Source organism: Jiella soli (assembly GCF_020615385.1).
GTDB lineage: Bacteria > Pseudomonadota > Alphaproteobacteria > Rhizobiales > Rhizobiaceae > VKMB-3413.
This window is the reverse complement of the sequence record NZ_JAJAVB010000010.1, coordinates 18,147-33,251: the sequence shown is the minus strand read 5'-3', so window position 1 is coordinate 33,251 and position 15,105 is coordinate 18,147. Positions and strand designations below refer to the sequence as shown.

Sequence of the window (15,105 nt, the reverse complement as noted above, 5' to 3'; positions counted from 1 at the left end):
CGATTCGCTCGCCCGCCAGGAACAGCCGCTCGCGGTCGAAGCCCTCGTTTGCCCAGGTCAGGAGCTTCCTCGCCTCCTCGGCGCGCTCCCTCGCACTTCCGAGACCGCTCATTGCGAGATAGGTGGTGCGATCGTTGCGATCCGTCACGCCGAGCAGCGCGTAGCCCGAGGCTTCGGTGTAGCCGGTCTCCATGCCGTCGGCGCCGATCTCCATGGCGAGCAGCGGGTTGCGGTTGCGCTGGAATATCTTGTTCCACTCGAAGGAGGGCTCGGCATAGATCTCGTAGAGGTCGGGAAAGGTCGTGCGGATGTGGCGGGCGAGCGTCACGAGATCCCGCACGGTGACATGCTGGCCGTCCGCCGGCAGGCCCGTCGGGTTGACGAAGTGCGAATTGGTCATCCCGAGTTCGGCCGCGCGCGCATTCATCTTCTCGGCGAAGGCATCCTCCGAGCCGGCCATGCCCTCGGCGAGGATGATGCAGGCGTCATTGGCCGACTGGACGATGGCGCCACGGATCAGCGCCGAGACCGGGACCGTGGATTTCACTGCGGCGAACATGGTCGAGGTGCCCGACGGGGCTCCGCCGGTGCGCCAGGCATGGACGCTGACCGGGAATTCCGTGTCGAGCTTTAGGTCGCCGCTCTTGATCGCCGCGAAGACGATTTCCATCGTCATCATCTTCGCCAGCGAGGCCGGCGGGAACGGCGCGTCGGGATTCTTCTGGTACAGGACCGTTCCTGTGCCGCCGTCGACGATGAGCGCTTCCTTTGCCGCAGTCTCGATCGCGGGCTTGGAGTCCTCCGGCTGAGCGGATGCGACGCCCGCAGCCGATGCTGCGAAGAGTGCCGCCCCGACGAGAAGAGAGCCGAATGATATGGTTTTTCTCATGGGGTCCTTCGCCGAAACGTCGTCCCCACGATATACTCGCGCGCTGTCGTCATGGCTTCAGTTATCGCAGCGCATGCGGGTTGGGCAAGCCGGAGCCTGTGGGCATCCGGCGCCATCGGATCAGTCGTGCAGGACGAAGGCGTCCTCGGCGCCAACCTGCCAGAGCCTCTGCAGGATCGCGTCGCTGTCCTGTCCGTCGGCAACGGCAAGGCTGACCGAAACGCCGGCCGAATCCGGCACAGCTTCCTCGTGAAGCTCGCCCTGGCCGCGCGCCACCGCCTCGACCCGCTTCAGCGTCTCGCCGTCCAGGACCCCTATATTGATCCTCTCGCTCGCCCCTGCCCCGTCGGCGTTCCGTACTCCGGCGGCCGATCGAGCCGAAACGGCTTCTGACAGCGCCGCGGCGGCGCCCGATCGCATCTCGGCCCCGTCGGCCGCGAAGGAGGACCGGAACAGCGAGAACAGCGGCTTTGCCCCGTCGCTGCCGCCCGCGCCGCGATCCTCGGTGACCGCATCCGCCGGCCGCACGCCCGGCAGATCGCCGGCAAAGGCGGTCGCGGTGGAAATGCCGGCCGCTGCGGGCTGGCGCGCCTCGTTCATTGCCACCATGACGCTGTCCGGCGTGCCGCCGGCATCGCCGTCTGCCGGCCGGTAGTTCGCCATCAGCATCTTCGTGTCGTCGCCCTCCAGGGGCGCGCGGCCGACATACTCCACCTTGACGTTCGCCGTGCCAGCGCCCTTGAAGTCGAGGAGATCGGCGGCCTCGGAGGAGACGTCGATGATGCGGTCGTCGGCGAAGGGGCCGCGGTCGTTCACCCGAACCATCACCTGCGCACCGTTGTTGAGATTGGTGACCATCGCATAGGACGGCAGCGGAAAGGTCTTATGTGCCGCCGACAGGCCGTGCATGTCGTAGACCTCGCCGTTCGCGGTCAGCCTGCCATGGAAGTTCGGGCCGTACCAGGAGGCGACGCCGGACCTCGCGAATCCCGGCTTCCGCTCCTTGGGGTAGTACCATTTGCCCTTCACCTTGTAGGGCTTGCCGACGATCTCGCGACCGCCGCCCTTGCGCACGTTGCGCGACGTCGTGACCCGCGGACTGGCGGGAACGCCGTAGGTCTTGCTGTCGAACTTCACGACCGTAGCGATGTCGGCAAGCTGCTCGATCGGCGTGCCCGACCCCTGGCACCCGGCCAGAAAGGCCGAGCTGACGACGATGATACTGGCCGCACCCGCATAGCGGATGCGTTTCGCGCCGGTTGAACGCACGGCGACGCCCCCTTCCAAAGTGATCCCCCAGCCGCCTCTCCTCGCTCCCCAGCGAGACGAGCGGCCGCTTGACCGAGGATGTAACCGGCACGCATGCGGCGGATCAACCAACCGACGGCAACATCTGACGCGCGCACCATCACGGGCCTCTACCGATTATTCCCTGCCACCGGATTGACTGTTGCGCATCGGCCGCATTCTCCCCGCTGCCGGCACCGTACCACCATGTCGGACGGGCCCACTACTTTGGAGCCGGTCAAGCAGTTGATCGGGCGCCCAGAATTCTCTTCAAGCAACGGTTATACCCTGCTTGCACGCGGAACATGTCTCGAACACTTCCCGGCGGAATTAGGGCAGACGCCCCATTCTTGCCTGATTCGCGCTGGCCGCCCTCGAATTACAAAGACAGTTCACAATTTGTTACAAGATCCAGCTCGGTCTGACGCTTCGGCCTCGGTCTTCCCTGGCAAGTTCTAACGGCGTTGCCAACGATGGCATCGAGCTCAATCGACGAAATCGCGAGCATCCTCCGGCACGGCCGACGCCCCGAGCTGATCCGCAGCAGGCTGGTCGGTTGACGCAGCAAGCGGGCGGACGCTAAAGCCAGCGAAGCACGAGCTGTCGAAGCGCGGGCGCGACTGGTTTCGCAAGCGGCTCCCGGCGGGCTTTGGCGGTACCGGTCTGGCGGTTCGGATGGGTGTCCGAGTGGTTGAAGGAACCGGTCTTGAAAACCGGCAGGCGGGGAACCGTCTCGTGGGTTCGAATCCCACCCCATCCGCCACATACGAACTATTGATTTCATTGATTATCTGAAGCAACGATTTCCCGCCTGATGTCACACCCTGATGTCACAGGCGGCGGGCATGGCGACGACTCATCTTTCAAGGCGCGGCGGCATCTGGTGGTACATCCGTGCGATGCCGCGTGATCTTCGCCAACAGTTCTCCGTGCGCGCCAAGCGTAGAGAAAGATGTCTGGTCAACTAGCACAACATCAGCATGACGTAGGTCCCGGATCGCATTCATCGTAACAGACAAGTCATTGACGATCCTGGGGTTGGCCCGCCGTCTACTTCTCCTCCGTCGAAGGCCGAAGCGGTCAGGAGCTATCCTGATATGCGGTCTCAGATCGTTCTCTCGATCATGTGCCAAAGTGCTCCAGCACCCGCTGCCCCGAGAAGGGTGGGCACGATGCCCAGCCGCCATCGGAACAGGGCGAGCGCCGCGGCCAGGAACAGCAGGACGGCAACGGGAGCGACGCTCTCAAGTCGCGGCACGTCGAGCGAGAACGGTCCTGCCGAGACCTGGTCCACCTGTCGGAACAGCGTGTGCAGGCCGAGCCAGACGGCAAGGTTCAGGATTACGCCGACGACTGCGGCGGTGATCGCCGCTAGCGCTCCCGACAAGCGCGATTGCCGCGCAGCCGTTCGATGAAGGGGCCCCGAGGAAGATCCACAGGAAGCAGGGCACGAAAGTGACCCAAGTCGTCAGCAAGCCGCCGACCGTGCCGGCAACGTATGGGTTCATCGCTCCCGGAACACGGAAGGCGGCAAGGAAGCCGACGAACTGCGTGACCATGATCAGCGGCCCGGGCGTCGTCTCGGCAAGGCCGAGCCCGTCGAGCATCTCGCCCGGCACCAGCCAGCCATAGGTCTCGACGGCCTGCTGGGCGACGTAGGTGAGGACCGTGTCGGCGTCGCGGACGAGGGTCGCCAGCCGGAGCAGCGGCGGCGTCGCGAGATCGAGTTCCTCGACCATCGTATCGAAGGTGCAACGCTCTCCGCGGTGGCTCCAGAAGACGTTCTCGACGTCGAACCGCGCTGCACCGAAGCGCTCGCCGACCGCCTCGACCTCAGATGGCTGGACGAACAGGAACACGGCGAAGGGATCGACGAAGCGCCGGATCAGCCAGGGACAGGCGATCCGGTCGACCTTCGGACGAGCCCGGGCGACCCAGACGGTCCTGCCCTTGGGCATCCCGTTGGGGGAGCGAGGCTTCCGGCACGGCCGGAAGACCCGCTGAGGACCAAGCCTCGTGACCACCTTCCAGCACTTCGGCGGCAACGCCCTCATGGCGTAGCCAAGCGGCGACGCCGTGGCTAAGGTTGGCGCCGGCCTGACAGACGACGATGACCGGACGGGCGCGAAGGTCCGCCGCCCAGGCCGCGACGCTCGTATGGTCCCTACGCATCGCGCAGGGCACCGGCCGCGGGTCGGCAGCGAAGCTGTCCTCCGTTCGGACGTCGACCACGAGGGGAGATTTCGGGGTCCCGACGAGGCGGGAAAGCTTGTCGCATGAGATGGTGATCGTCGAGGCCATGACGCGTCCTTTCCATGAATGGATGAGTGGACGCGATGCTTCGGCCGGAGCCTCGTGGGGAGATCGCAATCTCCAGGCACGCATTCAGCCAGAGCGGCCCTCGAAGTCAAGTCTTCGCCGCGCCGGTCCGGCATCGGGTGCGAAGGAGAATCCTTTCGCCACCATGACTGCGCCATCTTTCTTGCCGACAAGTTTTGCGCCGCGATCGGAGACTAGGATCGCGGTCTTCGCCCGAGGGAACCAACCGCTGACGGTATGCTGACGCTCAGTCGAACCCTCCTTGGACATCTGACGATCGCCCTGGCGGTCGCCTTCGCCATGTTCGCGGCGCCTCAGGGGCCGTCGACTTCGCACGACCCGGTCGCCACGCTGCACGCCGCCCTCGATGACCACGGCCACTCGCATGACGACGAGCCGCTCGCCGACACATCCGGGCACGGCGATCACGAGCACAACCCGTTCGACCATTCCCACGACAAGCCCGGAACGTTGCCCCGGTTCGACGCGCCCGTGCCGCCCGGTGCCGTGCAGCATGCTCTGGTCCGTCAGGACCGAGGCCTGGAGGGCGAAGCTTCCACGCTCGATCGACCGCCGAGACCGTCCGTCACCGCGTGATCAGACGCCGTCTCCATGACGGCATGGCACCTTACGGACAATCGGAACCAACCATGCAAGACCTTTCCGTCGAAGGTCGTCTCGAGTCGCGCCACGCGATCCGGTCGACGCTTCGCACCTCCATGCTCGCGCTTCTCCTGGCGACGACATGGGGCACGACAGCTCTCGCGCACGGCGTTGCCGCGGGCGACCAGGGCTACATCCAGGAGATCACCGGGGTGAACCTCATCGCCTTCATGTATCTCGGCGCCAAACACATGGCGACGGGCTACGACCACATCCTGTTCCTGCTCGGCGTGATCTTCTTCCTCTACCGGATGAAGGACATCGGCATCTACGTGACCCTCTTCGCGATCGGTCACTCCACGACGATGCTGCTCGGCGTCTATTTCAACGTCGGGATCAACAGCTACATCATCGACGCGATCATCGGACTGTCGGTCGTCTACAAGGCGCTCGACAACATGGGGGCGTTCCAGCGGTGGTTCGGCTTCCAGCCGAACACCAAGGCCGCAACCCTGATCTTCGGCTTCTTCCACGGGTTCGGTCTGTCGACCAAGATCCTCGGATACGACATCTCGCCGGACGGCCTGGTGCCGAACCTCCTTGCCTTCAACGTCGGCGTCGAGATCGGCCAGCTCCTCGCCCTCGGCGCGATCCTCATCGTCATGGGCTTCTGGCGCAGGACCCCGAGCTTCTTCCGCCACGCCTACACCGCCAACGTCGTCATGATGGCCGCCGGCTTCGTGCTCTTCGGCTACCAGGTCGCCGGCTATCTCGTCGCCTGACGACCTCTCAACGCAAGGATACCGACACATGTACAATACCGACATGCCCACCCGCGCCGAGCTTCCTTCCACGCGGAAGCTCCTGCGCTCGACCGCCATCGCGGTGGTCTCCGCCACTGCGATCCTGGTCGCGGTCGTGCTCCCCGCCGAGTACGGGATCGATCCGACCGGGGTCGGATCGGCGCTGAACCTCACGGAGATGGGCGAGATCAAGACCCAGCTCGCAGCCGAGGCCGAAGCCGATGCCGCGAGGGACGCCGCCAACCGTGCCGCGCCGTCCGCCGGTGCCAATGCAGCGACGCTCTCGCCCGCTACAACCGGCATCGCACCCCCACCGGTTTCCCCGCTGGCGCCGCCCGCACCGCCGGCGCCACCCGCCCCGGAGCGCCAGTCGAGCATCCTCGGGGCGCTCGGTGCGCTGATCGTATCGCCCGCGGCGGCCCAGGAGATGCGGACCGACGAGATGACGATCACGCTCGCCCCCGGCGAGGGCGCCGAGATCAAGCTGACTATGCAGGAGGGCGAGATCGCCTCCTTCGCCTGGGTCGTCTCGGAGGGTGGCGCCGTCAACTACGACACGCACGGCGACGGCGGCGGACAGAACATCTCCTATGAGAAGGGGCGCGCGGTCTCGTCTGACGAGGGCACCATCCAGGCGACCTTCACGGGCAACCACGGATGGTTCTGGCGTAACCGCGGCGACGCGCCGGTCGCCGTGACGCTGCGCACGAGCGGCACCTACACCGCCTTCGAGCGGAAGGTCTGACCAGGTCTTTCAACGACCGCCGACCGATGGTCTCGTGCCGTCGATCGGCAAGCCATACCGAAAGGGCGACCGCAACGCTCGGATCAGGAGATCAACGATGCTCACCGTCCTGGGTCACCGCACCTATCGTCACCTCTTCGCGGCGCAGGTCCTGTCGCTGATCGGGACCGGCCTGACAACGGTGGCGCTCGGCCTCCTCGCCTACGACCTCGCCGGCGCGGACGCGGGCGTCGTCCTCGGCACCGCGCTCGCCATCAAGATGATCGCCTATGTCGGCGTCTCGCAGTTCGCCGGGGTCCTGACGGGCTTCCTGCCGCGGCGCACGCTCCTCGTCGGGCTCGACCTGACGCGGGCGGCCTTCGTGCTCCTCCTGCCGTTCGTCGGCCAGGTCTGGCAGGTCTACATCCTCGTCTTCGCATTTCAGTCGATGTCGGCCCTGTTCACCCCGACCTTCCAGGGGACCATCCCCGACATCCTGCCCGACGAGCGCGAGTACACGAACGCCCTGTCGCTCTCGCGCCTCGCCTACGACCTGGAGTCGCTGTTCAGCCCGCTGCTGGCGGCGCTGCTCCTTACGGTCATCTCCTTCCATTGGCTGTTCCTCGGGACGGCCCTCGGCTTCCTCGCCTCGGCCGGACTGGTCGTCTCCGTCGCGCTTCCTGCCGCCCGGGCCGCCTCGGGCGGACGGTTCGTCGACAGGCTGACCCGCGGCATCCGCATTAACCTAGCGACGCCGCGCCTGCGCGGGCTCCTCGCCCTGTCCTTCGCGGCCTCGGCAGGCGGCTCCATGGTGATCGTCAACACCGTCGTCCTCGTCCGTTCGCAGCTTGGCGGCACGAACGACGACGTCGCCTTCCTGTTCGCGGCCTACGGTCTCGGGTCCATGGCGGTGGCGATCGTGCTCTCGCGCCTTCTCGACCGCGTTCCCGCAAGGACGGTGATGGTCGCAGGCGCAGCCTCCATGGCGTGCCTCCTTGTCGTCGCCGGCCTCGGCCCTGGGTGGACGGGCAGCCTGATCGTCTGGACACTCCTCGGCGCGGCGTCGTCGGCCATCGGCACGCCCGGTGGGCTTCTCCTTCGCCGGTCGTCGGACGCGGACAGCCGGCCGGCCATCTTCGCCGCCCAGTTCGCGCTCTCGCACGCGTGCTGGCTCGTCACCTACCCTGCCTCGGGGTGGCTCGGCGCCACGATCGGACTGGGGCCGACGTTCACGGTCATGGCTGCGGCCGCGGCAGCGGGGACGCTCGCCGCGCTGGCACTCTGGCCGGCCCGCGACCCGGTCGAGGTCGAGCACGTCCACCACGCCTTCGACCACGACGGGGTCCATGTCCACGACGCGCACCACCAGCACGAACACGAGGGCTGGGAGGGACCGGAGCCGCACCGCCACCCGCACCGCCACCAGCCGATCCGCCATCGGCACGCGCTGGTGATCGACGACCACCACGCGACTTGGCCGACGGGCACGGCGGGTGGGTGACCTCGCCGCCTATGCCGGGATGTTCTGGTCCGCGTTCCTCGCGGCTACAGTCCTGCCCGGCGCATCCGAGGTCCTGCTCGTCGCCCTGCTGGTCTCGGGAACGGGCGAACCGTGGATCGTCCTTGGGACGGCGACCATCGGGAACACGCTCGGCTCCGTCGCCAACTGGGCCTGCGGGCGCTTCCTCGCCCGTTACCGCGACCGCCGCTGGTTCCCGGTCTCCGCCGTGCAGCTCGACCGCTTCTCGGGCCTCTTCCGCCGCTACGGAATGGCCTCGCTCCTGTTCGCGTGGGCGCCGATCGTCGGCGACGCGCTGACGGTGATCGCCGGGACCCTGCGCGTCCCCCTGGTGCCGTTCACCCTCCTTGTCGGGATCGGCAAGCTCGGTCGTTACTTGGTGGTGGCGGGTGGCGCGCTTGCGCTCGCGACCGCCGGGGCTTGAGACGCCCTACGGCCCTATCAGCTCCGACATGGCGACGAGGACCAGAGTCGCTCCCGCCAGGGCCTCGATCGCGCGTCCCGCCGTTACCCAGCCGACGCCCCCGAGGATCGCGGTCGCCCGCTCCCGAAGGAACACGGTCGCGAGCGCAATGGCCGACAGGGTCAGCGCGACTCCGACCATCATCGCAAGCGCGAACACCAGGCCAGCCTCGGGCACGCCCCGGACTACGGCGAACGTCATGGCGAAGAGGGTCAGCGGGCAGGGAACCAGACCCGCGAGCATGCCGACCAACGCTCCGCCGTGCTCGTGCCGGTGCGGCCCCCTCGCAGCCCTCCACAGCATCCATAGCCCGACGGCGACGAGGAGCCCGCGGCTGACATTCTCTAGGAGCGGAGCCTCGCCGGCCCCGCGCCCGAACGCGAATTTGACCAACGGAAGCGACGCAGAGACGATCACCACCGCCATCATGACGTGGGTGAAGGCGAGCGCCGTGGTCACGCCGAGGCTCTTCAACCAGCCGATCCGCGACCCTGCGAGATAGGCCGAGAGCACCATTTTGCTGTGGCCGGGCGTCAGCGCATGAACAGCCCCGAACACGATCCCCATCGGCAGAACGGACGCGAGCGCGGACCAGTCGCCACTTTCGGAAAAGGTCTTCAGATAGCCAGTTAGGTTGGCGTGGAGGTCAGCCTGGATCTGGACGAGGTACGGAAGCATCGCGAGGGCATATACTTCAATATGAGCCCTCTGACAGCATCGGTGGTGCTATCGTGTAGGCGGCGCTTCTGGGAACGCTGGCTGGAGATCCCTCATGGTCGACCGCCAATCGCCATTTAGGTAACACACTCTCAGCGGGATCCGACCGCCGGGGCCGTCGTCGCACAGCCCGAGCCGCAGGCTTCGGCCGACGACCACGAGAGACGGCCCTCGTGACCGGCGCGACCGCGTTCTTCAACCCGGGGGAGTCCTCTCCCTCCGGCGATATGTCAGCGAGAGCGCGGCGGGGCGCAGCGGCTCCGGGTGGGTGATCTACCACCTAACCTCAGCGCTTGGCTCGCGAGCAGCAGTGAAGTCGAGACCACTTCCTCCGGCCGCCCGTGGTGACGAGTCCGCCAACCCGGCAAGCCGTGGTGCACCGTTTGTTCGTCCGAGGCAGTCGGTCCGGTTTGTCGTTCGTCCGGTCTCTCCCTCGGCTACCTCAAGAGCCGATCAATCACCCCAGACTCCCGCTCGCTCCGGTATTCTGCATCCCGGTAGGGACCGCCGAGAGCGGCCATCTCGGCGGAGGCTGCCTCCTCAAAATGTTGACAGAACCGCCCCTGATGTCACATGGTGCTGTGACATCAGGCGAGAAATTCGCTCCAGAAAACGAGCCGATTTCAATATCTTATGGCGGAAATCGTCAACTGGTCCCACCCCATCCGCCATTTCCCTTTCCCAAGCCCTTTCAAATCATCCCTAAACCCCAGGAATCACTGGAATTTCCGAATGCCGGTGTCTCAGACCATCCCGGTTTGACCCATGCCAGCCCGGTGCTATTCGGGTCAAATACGGGTCAAGGATTGGGAGAAACGGGTCAAATGCTGACGGACACAAAAGCCCGGCAGGCCAAGGCGAAAGACCGCACGTAGCGTATCGTAGACGCGGGAAACCTGTTCATCCAGATGCCGCCCACGGGTCGCAAGATGTGGAGGATGCCCTATCCGCCGGATTCGCCGTTAAACGGTTTATCCTGCGAGCCTTTTCACTGATCCTCCGCCTTCGCGGATCGGCCGATTGCGGAAGAATCCGAGCAAATGCTTGCAAAGCGGTTTCGAGATTGACGCGCCAGTGACCGGAATGCTGGTCCCGGGACATGAGGCCGGGGCCCCAGGCCGCTACGACGCGAGACGACGGCGAACCGAAGCCGCTCCTCCTTCGCCTACCACCATTTCTGCGGCGTGAAACGGCCCGCGGCCTTTTCCAGCACCGTGCCGAGCGCGAACAGCGTCTCCTCGTCGAAGGGCCGGCCGATCAGCTGAAGTCCGAGCGGTAGACCGGCATCGTCGACCCCGCCGGGAACGGCGATGCCGGGCAGGCCTGCCATGTTCACCGTCACGGTGAAGATGTCGTTCAGATACATCTTGACCGGATCCGACGCCATTTCCTGATCCGCTATGCCGAAGGCGGCCGACGGCGTTGCCGGCGTCAGCAGCGCGTCGATCCCGCCGGCATAGACCGTCTCGAAATCGCGCTTGATCAGCGTGCGGACCTTCTGCGCCTGCAGATAATAGGCGTCGTAATAGCCGGCCGACAAGACATAGGTGCCGATCATGATGCGGCGCTTCACCTCGCGGCCGAAGCCCTCCGCACGGGTCTTCTCGTACATGTCGGCAATGTCCTTGCCGGGTACGCGCAGGCCGTAGCGCACGCCGTCATAGCGCGCGAGGTTGGAGGAGGCTTCCGCCGGAGCGACGATGTAATAGGCCGGGAGCGCATATTTCGTGTGCGGCAGCGAGACGTCGACGATCTCGGCGCCCGCATCCTTCAGCCAGGCGATGCCCTTCTGCCAGACTGCCTCGATCTCGGCGGGCATGCCGTCCATCCGGTACTCCCGCGGAATGCCGATCTTCAGCCCCTTCACCGAGCGACCGACCGCCGCCTCGTAGTCCGGCACCTCCCGGTCGACCGAGGTCGTGTCCTTCGGATCGACCGAGGCCATCGACTTCAGGAGGATCGCCGCATCGCGCACGTCCCTGGCGATCGGTCCGGCCTGGTCGAGCGAGGACGCGAAGGCGGCGATGCCCCAGCGCGAGCAGCGACCATAGGTCGGCTTGATGCCGACCGTGCCGGTCAGTGCGGCGGGCTGGCGGATCGATCCGCCGGTGTCCGTCGCCGTCGCCGCGACGCAGAGATGAGCGGCGACGGCCGCCGCCGAGCCGCCCGAGGAGCCGCCCGGCACGAGGTCGACATTCGAACCCTTCCTGCGCCAGGGGTTCTTCACCGGCCCGTAGTGGGAGGTCTCGTTGGACGAGCCCATTGCAAACTCGTCCATGTTGAGCTTGCCCAGCATGACGGCGCCGCCGGCCCACAGATTGGCGGTGACCGTGGATTCGTAGCGCGGCTTGAATCCGTCGAGGACATGGCTCGCCGCCTGGGTGTGGACGCCTTCGGTCGCGAAGAGGTCCTTGATGCCGAGCGGGATGCCTTCCAGCGCCCGGCCCTCGCCCCTGGCGATGCGCTCGTCGGATGCCTTCGCCATCGCCCGCGCCTTGTCCGGGGTTACGGCCACATAGGCGTTCAGGGACCCGTTGGCGGCTTCGATCGCAGCGATATAGGCATCCGTCAGCTCGACCGCGCTCGTCTCCTTGGCGGCGAGTTTGTCGCGGGCCTCGGCGAGGGTCAGGGAAGTGAGGTCGGTCATCACGATAGCATCTTCTCGTAAAAGCGATTGTCTTCGCAGGGCGAATAATCGAGGACAGCGCAGCAAGGGGCAAAGCCCGCGCTTTCGTACAGCGCGCGGGCAGGAGCGAATTCGGAGGCCGAGCCGGTCTTCAGAACGAGGCGGTGGAGCCCTCTTACCCGGGCCGTTCGTTCGATCGCCGTAAGTACCGCTCGGCCAAGACCGGACCCGCGGAACTCCGGTTCGACGAACAGGCGGGTGACTTCGCCGACCCCGGCACCGTACCTCTTCAGCGTTCCCATGCCCACGATCCGGTCGCCGCCATCACGAAGCATAAAGACCCGCGTCTCGGTTCCCGGCAGGTCCTCGGCCGTCATCTTTAGCCCGGGGTGCGACGAGGAAGCGGCACTCATCCGCGCATTCATCGCAGCGACCATCGCGCGGACCTCCTTCTGCAGCGGAGCCTCGACGGCGATCGTCCCTGCCATGCTCTACTCGACCACCTTCGGCACCATGAAGAAGTGATCTTCGCTCGCCGGCGCGTTGGCGACGATGTCGTCGGCCCTGTCACCCTCGGTGACGCGGTCCTCGCGCTTCTTCATCGCCATCGGAATGACCGAGGTCATCGGCTCGACATCGCTGACGTCGACTTCGGACAGCTGTTCGACGAAGCCGAGGATGGCGTTCAGTTCGGCCTCCATCGCCGTGACTTCGGTGTCGCTTACCGCGATCCTGGCGAGTTTCGCCACGCGGCGCACGGTTGTGGCATCGACGGACATGGGATCTCGTTTGTCTCTCTTGGCTCTCGCGGTGCTATAACGACGCCGCCGGCGTCAGGCAACGCCGGCCGCGTCTCGTTCGTCCCGTCCGCCCGAGCGGGCGGGCGGCGGCTTGCGGCTCAGACCTCGAAGGCCTCGCCGATCGCCGGGTTCCAGACCTTGCCGGCCTCGCCCTCCATCGCCTCGGAGAACTTGTCCGGGGTCTTGTCGAGAATCGGCAGCGTGCCCCAGTGGATCGGGATGATCTTGTCGAAGTTGAAATAGCGGCGGCAGGCGAGCGCGGCGACGGCCGCGCCCATGGTCAGCCGATCGCCCACCGGTACCATGGCGATCTTCGGCTGGTGCAGTTCCTCGATCAGCGCCATGTCGGCGAAGATGTCAGTGTCGCCCATGTGGTAGACGGTCGGCCCGTCATTGGTATGGAAGACGAGCCCGTTCGGCATGCCGAGATAGGTCACGGTGCCGTCCTCCTCCACGGAGCCCGAGGAGTGGAAAGCCTGGGTGAACGTCACCGAGAAATCGTCGAAGGCGATCGTGCCGCCGGTATTGCCGGGCTCGATGTTCTCCACCCCCTTCTTCGAAAGCCACTGGACGAGCTCGAACGTGCCGGCCACCTTGCAGCCGGTGCGCTTGGCGATGTCGACAGTGTCGCCGACATGATCGAAATGGCCGTGGCTGAGGACGATATGGGTGACGCCTTGGGTCGCCGCTTCCACCTCGCCGGAAAAGTGCGGGTTGCCCGACAGGAACGGGTCGATCAGGATGACCGAGGATCCGGTCTCGATGCGGAAGGCGGAATGCCCGAAATAGGTAATCTTCATCATGCTGCTCCTTGGGGGGATCCGTTGCACCGCCCGACCGCCATGCGGCCGGCGGCGCTTGGCCTCGTAACTGTCCGGGCGCCCGCACCGGTCAAGGCGCGGCGATGACCGCGCTCGGCATCGACGATTTCGTGGCCGCCGTCCCGGAGCGCGCGACGATTGCCGGGCTCGACCTCGGCACCAAGACGATCGGGCTTGCAGTGTCTGATCTTTCCCAGCGCTTCGCGACGCCGCGCACCGTGATCCGCAGAACCAAGTTCACGCCGGACGCCTCTGCGCTGATGGCGGCACTGGAGAGGGACGGCGTCGTGGCCCTCGTCGTCGGCCTGCCGATCAACATGGATGGTTCGGAAGGGCCCCGTGCCCAGGCGACTCGCGCTTTCGCCCGCAACTATGCGCGGCTCGACCCGAGGCCGTTGCTGTTCTGGGACGAGCGTCTGTCGACGGTCGCCGCCGAACGCGGCCTGCTCGAGGCGGACGTGTCGCGCCGCAAGCGGTCGGAGCGGATCGACTCGGCGGCTGCAGCCTTCATCCTGCAGGGCGCTCTCGACCGCCTCACGGCGCTGCGGTCACACTAGGTTCGATCGGCGATCGGCTGCAGGCGTGCGTCGGGGGGGCCGCCGAATCAGACGGTGGGCTGGGCGCTGGTGCGTCGCTCCCGCCACCATTGCGCGATAGCGCGACGACGCCGGAGTGCGACGAAGGCGAATAGGATCGCGCTGTCGAAGACCAGCGCTTTGGCCACCATGCCTGGAATGGCATCGGGATCGATGCCGAGCATCGTCCCGTAGATCAGATAGACCCGGTCATGCAGCTCGCGCGAGAAGATGACCCCGCCGATATCGGCGAGCGACAGGAAATGCCAGCTCCAGAAGACGACGAGCGGGGCGAGCCAGAGCTTTAGAAGCGTGCGCATACTAATGGAGATCCCGGTCGCCGCCGCGGGCTGAGGCATCGCGGCGCGCGATTGCGTCGCGCTCCGATTCATCGATCGCGTGCAGGATCGCCCGGAAGCTCGCCTCGTCCTCGGGATCCTCTTCCTCGGCCATCAGATGGTCGAAGAGGAGCGCACCGAAGGAGAGCGCGAGCCAGAGAGTGAAGCTCGGCCCATCCGCGAAAAGCCGGGTCGCGGGGGAGCCGGCCAGCGAGGTCGCTGCGAAGAAGGCGAACAGGGCGCAGAGCGCTGCAGCGGCAATCGCCTCACCGGTTTTTCCGCCGGTCCCAGCGCGAGAGTGGAGGCTGGTAACGGCCATCACAAGGCCGATCGCGAGAGCGGCGAGAATGGCGGCAAATGCCACTGCTTCCGGACGGTCCACTCCAAGCATGGGAACCGCCATCCAGGCGAACGGCCGATCGGCAACCGGGCCGAGGAGTTCGGTCAGAACGCCGCCTTCATGGAGAAGCCGGAGACTGGCGAAGCCGCAGAAGCCACCCCAGACGCTCAGCGCCAACGTCGAAGCCATACGGCTCATCGGGGTCTCCTGCGCAATTGGTTACCGATCCGTTAACGCCACTGTTGCGGCTCGGTTCAACCGACGCAAATGAAAGCCGGCCC

15 protein-coding genes, 1 tRNA gene and 2 pseudogenes (1 of these 18 cut by a window edge) are annotated in these 15,105 nt (G+C 66.1%); 6 read left to right on the top strand and 12 right to left on the bottom strand.

Going from position 1 to position 15,105, the window contains the following annotated elements; translation table 11 throughout:
- Nucleotides 1–889 (bottom strand): annotated as a pseudogene (locus LH400_RS26295) (D-alanyl-D-alanine carboxypeptidase family protein); it reaches 279 nt to the left of the window's first position.
- A 120-nt stretch (nucleotides 890–1,009) separates the two neighbouring features.
- Nucleotides 1,010–2,158, bottom strand: coding sequence for a septal ring lytic transglycosylase RlpA family protein (locus LH400_RS26175; protein WP_370638342.1), 1,149 nt, complete (start codon nucleotides 2,156–2,158; stop codon nucleotides 1,010–1,012).
- A gap of 691 nt (nucleotides 2,159–2,849) precedes the next feature.
- Between LH400_RS26175 and LH400_RS06620 the strand changes: the two genes are divergently transcribed.
- A tRNA-Ser gene (locus tag LH400_RS06620) sits at nucleotides 2,850–2,939 on the top strand.
- Between the two features lie 342 nt (nucleotides 2,940–3,281).
- Here LH400_RS06620 and LH400_RS26495 read toward each other — a convergent pair.
- From LH400_RS26495 to LH400_RS06605, 3 genes and pseudogenes are all read right to left on the bottom strand, one after another.
- Entirely contained in the window at nucleotides 3,282–3,563 is a 282-nt protein-coding gene (locus tag LH400_RS26495) for a hypothetical protein (RefSeq protein WP_491014610.1), read from the bottom strand.
- Between the two features lie 85 nt (nucleotides 3,564–3,648).
- Nucleotides 3,649–4,477, bottom strand: a pseudogene (locus LH400_RS26290) (chromate resistance protein ChrB domain-containing protein); the annotation flags it as partial.
- Nucleotides 4,478–4,561: 84 nt separating this feature from the next.
- Complete coding sequence (locus tag LH400_RS06605) at nucleotides 4,562–5,011, bottom strand: hypothetical protein (protein WP_229151884.1); 450 nt, start codon at nucleotides 5,009–5,011, stop codon at nucleotides 4,562–4,564.
- A 203-nt stretch (nucleotides 5,012–5,214) separates the two neighbouring features.
- Here LH400_RS06605 and LH400_RS06600 point away from each other — a divergent pair, with 203 nt between their 5' ends.
- From LH400_RS06600 to LH400_RS06585, 4 genes are all read left to right on the top strand, one after another.
- Nucleotides 5,215–5,880 (top strand): HupE/UreJ family protein, encoded by a 666-nt coding sequence (locus LH400_RS06600; protein ID WP_229151948.1) that lies wholly within the window; start codon nucleotides 5,215–5,217, stop codon nucleotides 5,878–5,880.
- Nucleotides 5,881–5,908: 28 nt separating this feature from the next.
- Entirely contained in the window at nucleotides 5,909–6,646 is a 738-nt protein-coding gene (locus LH400_RS06595; protein WP_229151883.1) for a hypothetical protein, read from the top strand.
- Nucleotides 6,647–6,743: 97 nt separating this feature from the next.
- Nucleotides 6,744–8,126, top strand: a complete 1,383-nt coding sequence (locus tag LH400_RS06590) for an MFS transporter (RefSeq protein WP_229151882.1) — start codon at nucleotides 6,744–6,746, stop codon at nucleotides 8,124–8,126.
- Nucleotides 8,119–8,568, top strand: coding sequence for a YqaA family protein (locus tag LH400_RS06585; RefSeq protein WP_229151881.1), 450 nt, complete (start codon nucleotides 8,119–8,121; stop codon nucleotides 8,566–8,568). Before LH400_RS06590 ends, LH400_RS06585 begins: the two co-directional genes overlap by 8 nt.
- A gap of 6 nt (nucleotides 8,569–8,574) precedes the next feature.
- On the opposite strand, the gene LH400_RS06580 is transcribed toward LH400_RS06585, so the two are convergent.
- The 5 genes from LH400_RS06580 to LH400_RS06560 all read right to left on the bottom strand — a co-directional run bounded on the left by LH400_RS06580 (nucleotide 8,575) and on the right by LH400_RS06560 (nucleotide 13,550).
- Nucleotides 8,575–9,285, bottom strand: a complete 711-nt coding sequence (locus LH400_RS06580; RefSeq protein ID WP_229151880.1) for an urease accessory protein UreH domain-containing protein — start codon at nucleotides 9,283–9,285, stop codon at nucleotides 8,575–8,577.
- A 1,204-nt stretch (nucleotides 9,286–10,489) separates the two neighbouring features.
- Nucleotides 10,490–11,971: an Asp-tRNA(Asn)/Glu-tRNA(Gln) amidotransferase subunit GatA gene (gatA, locus tag LH400_RS06575; protein WP_229151879.1), complete on the bottom strand. Its 1,482-nt coding sequence runs from the start codon at nucleotides 11,969–11,971 to the stop codon at nucleotides 10,490–10,492.
- Nucleotides 11,971–12,438 (bottom strand): GNAT family N-acetyltransferase, encoded by a 468-nt coding sequence (locus LH400_RS06570; protein ID WP_229151878.1) that lies wholly within the window; start codon nucleotides 12,436–12,438, stop codon nucleotides 11,971–11,973. The genes gatA and LH400_RS06570 overlap by 1 nt, the downstream gene beginning before the upstream one ends.
- Before the next feature lie 3 nt (nucleotides 12,439–12,441).
- A complete protein-coding gene (gene gatC, locus LH400_RS06565) occupies nucleotides 12,442–12,729 on the bottom strand; it encodes an Asp-tRNA(Asn)/Glu-tRNA(Gln) amidotransferase subunit GatC (protein ID WP_229151877.1) in 288 nt (95 codons plus the stop codon).
- 119 nt (nucleotides 12,730–12,848) lie between these two features.
- Complete coding sequence (locus tag LH400_RS06560) at nucleotides 12,849–13,550, bottom strand: metal-dependent hydrolase (protein ID WP_229151947.1); 702 nt, start codon at nucleotides 13,548–13,550, stop codon at nucleotides 12,849–12,851.
- Between the two features lie 104 nt (nucleotides 13,551–13,654).
- Here LH400_RS06560 and ruvX point away from each other — a divergent pair, with 104 nt between their 5' ends.
- Nucleotides 13,655–14,128 carry a Holliday junction resolvase RuvX gene (gene ruvX, locus LH400_RS06555; RefSeq protein ID WP_229151876.1) on the top strand — a complete coding sequence of 158 codons (474 nt, stop codon included), beginning with the start codon at nucleotides 13,655–13,657 and terminating at the stop codon, nucleotides 14,126–14,128.
- Between the two features lie 47 nt (nucleotides 14,129–14,175).
- On the opposite strand, the gene LH400_RS06550 is transcribed toward ruvX, so the two are convergent.
- Together LH400_RS06550 and LH400_RS06545 are read right to left on the bottom strand one after the other, a co-directional pair.
- The gene (locus LH400_RS06550) at nucleotides 14,176–14,466 is read right to left on the bottom strand and encodes a DUF6105 family protein (protein ID WP_229151875.1); all 291 of its coding nucleotides are present in this window, start codon (nucleotides 14,464–14,466) and stop codon (nucleotides 14,176–14,178) included.
- Between the two features lies 1 nt (nucleotide 14,467).
- Entirely contained in the window at nucleotides 14,468–15,022 is a 555-nt protein-coding gene (locus tag LH400_RS06545) for a hypothetical protein (protein WP_229151874.1), read from the bottom strand.
- Between the last annotated feature and the right edge of the window lie 83 nt (nucleotides 15,023–15,105).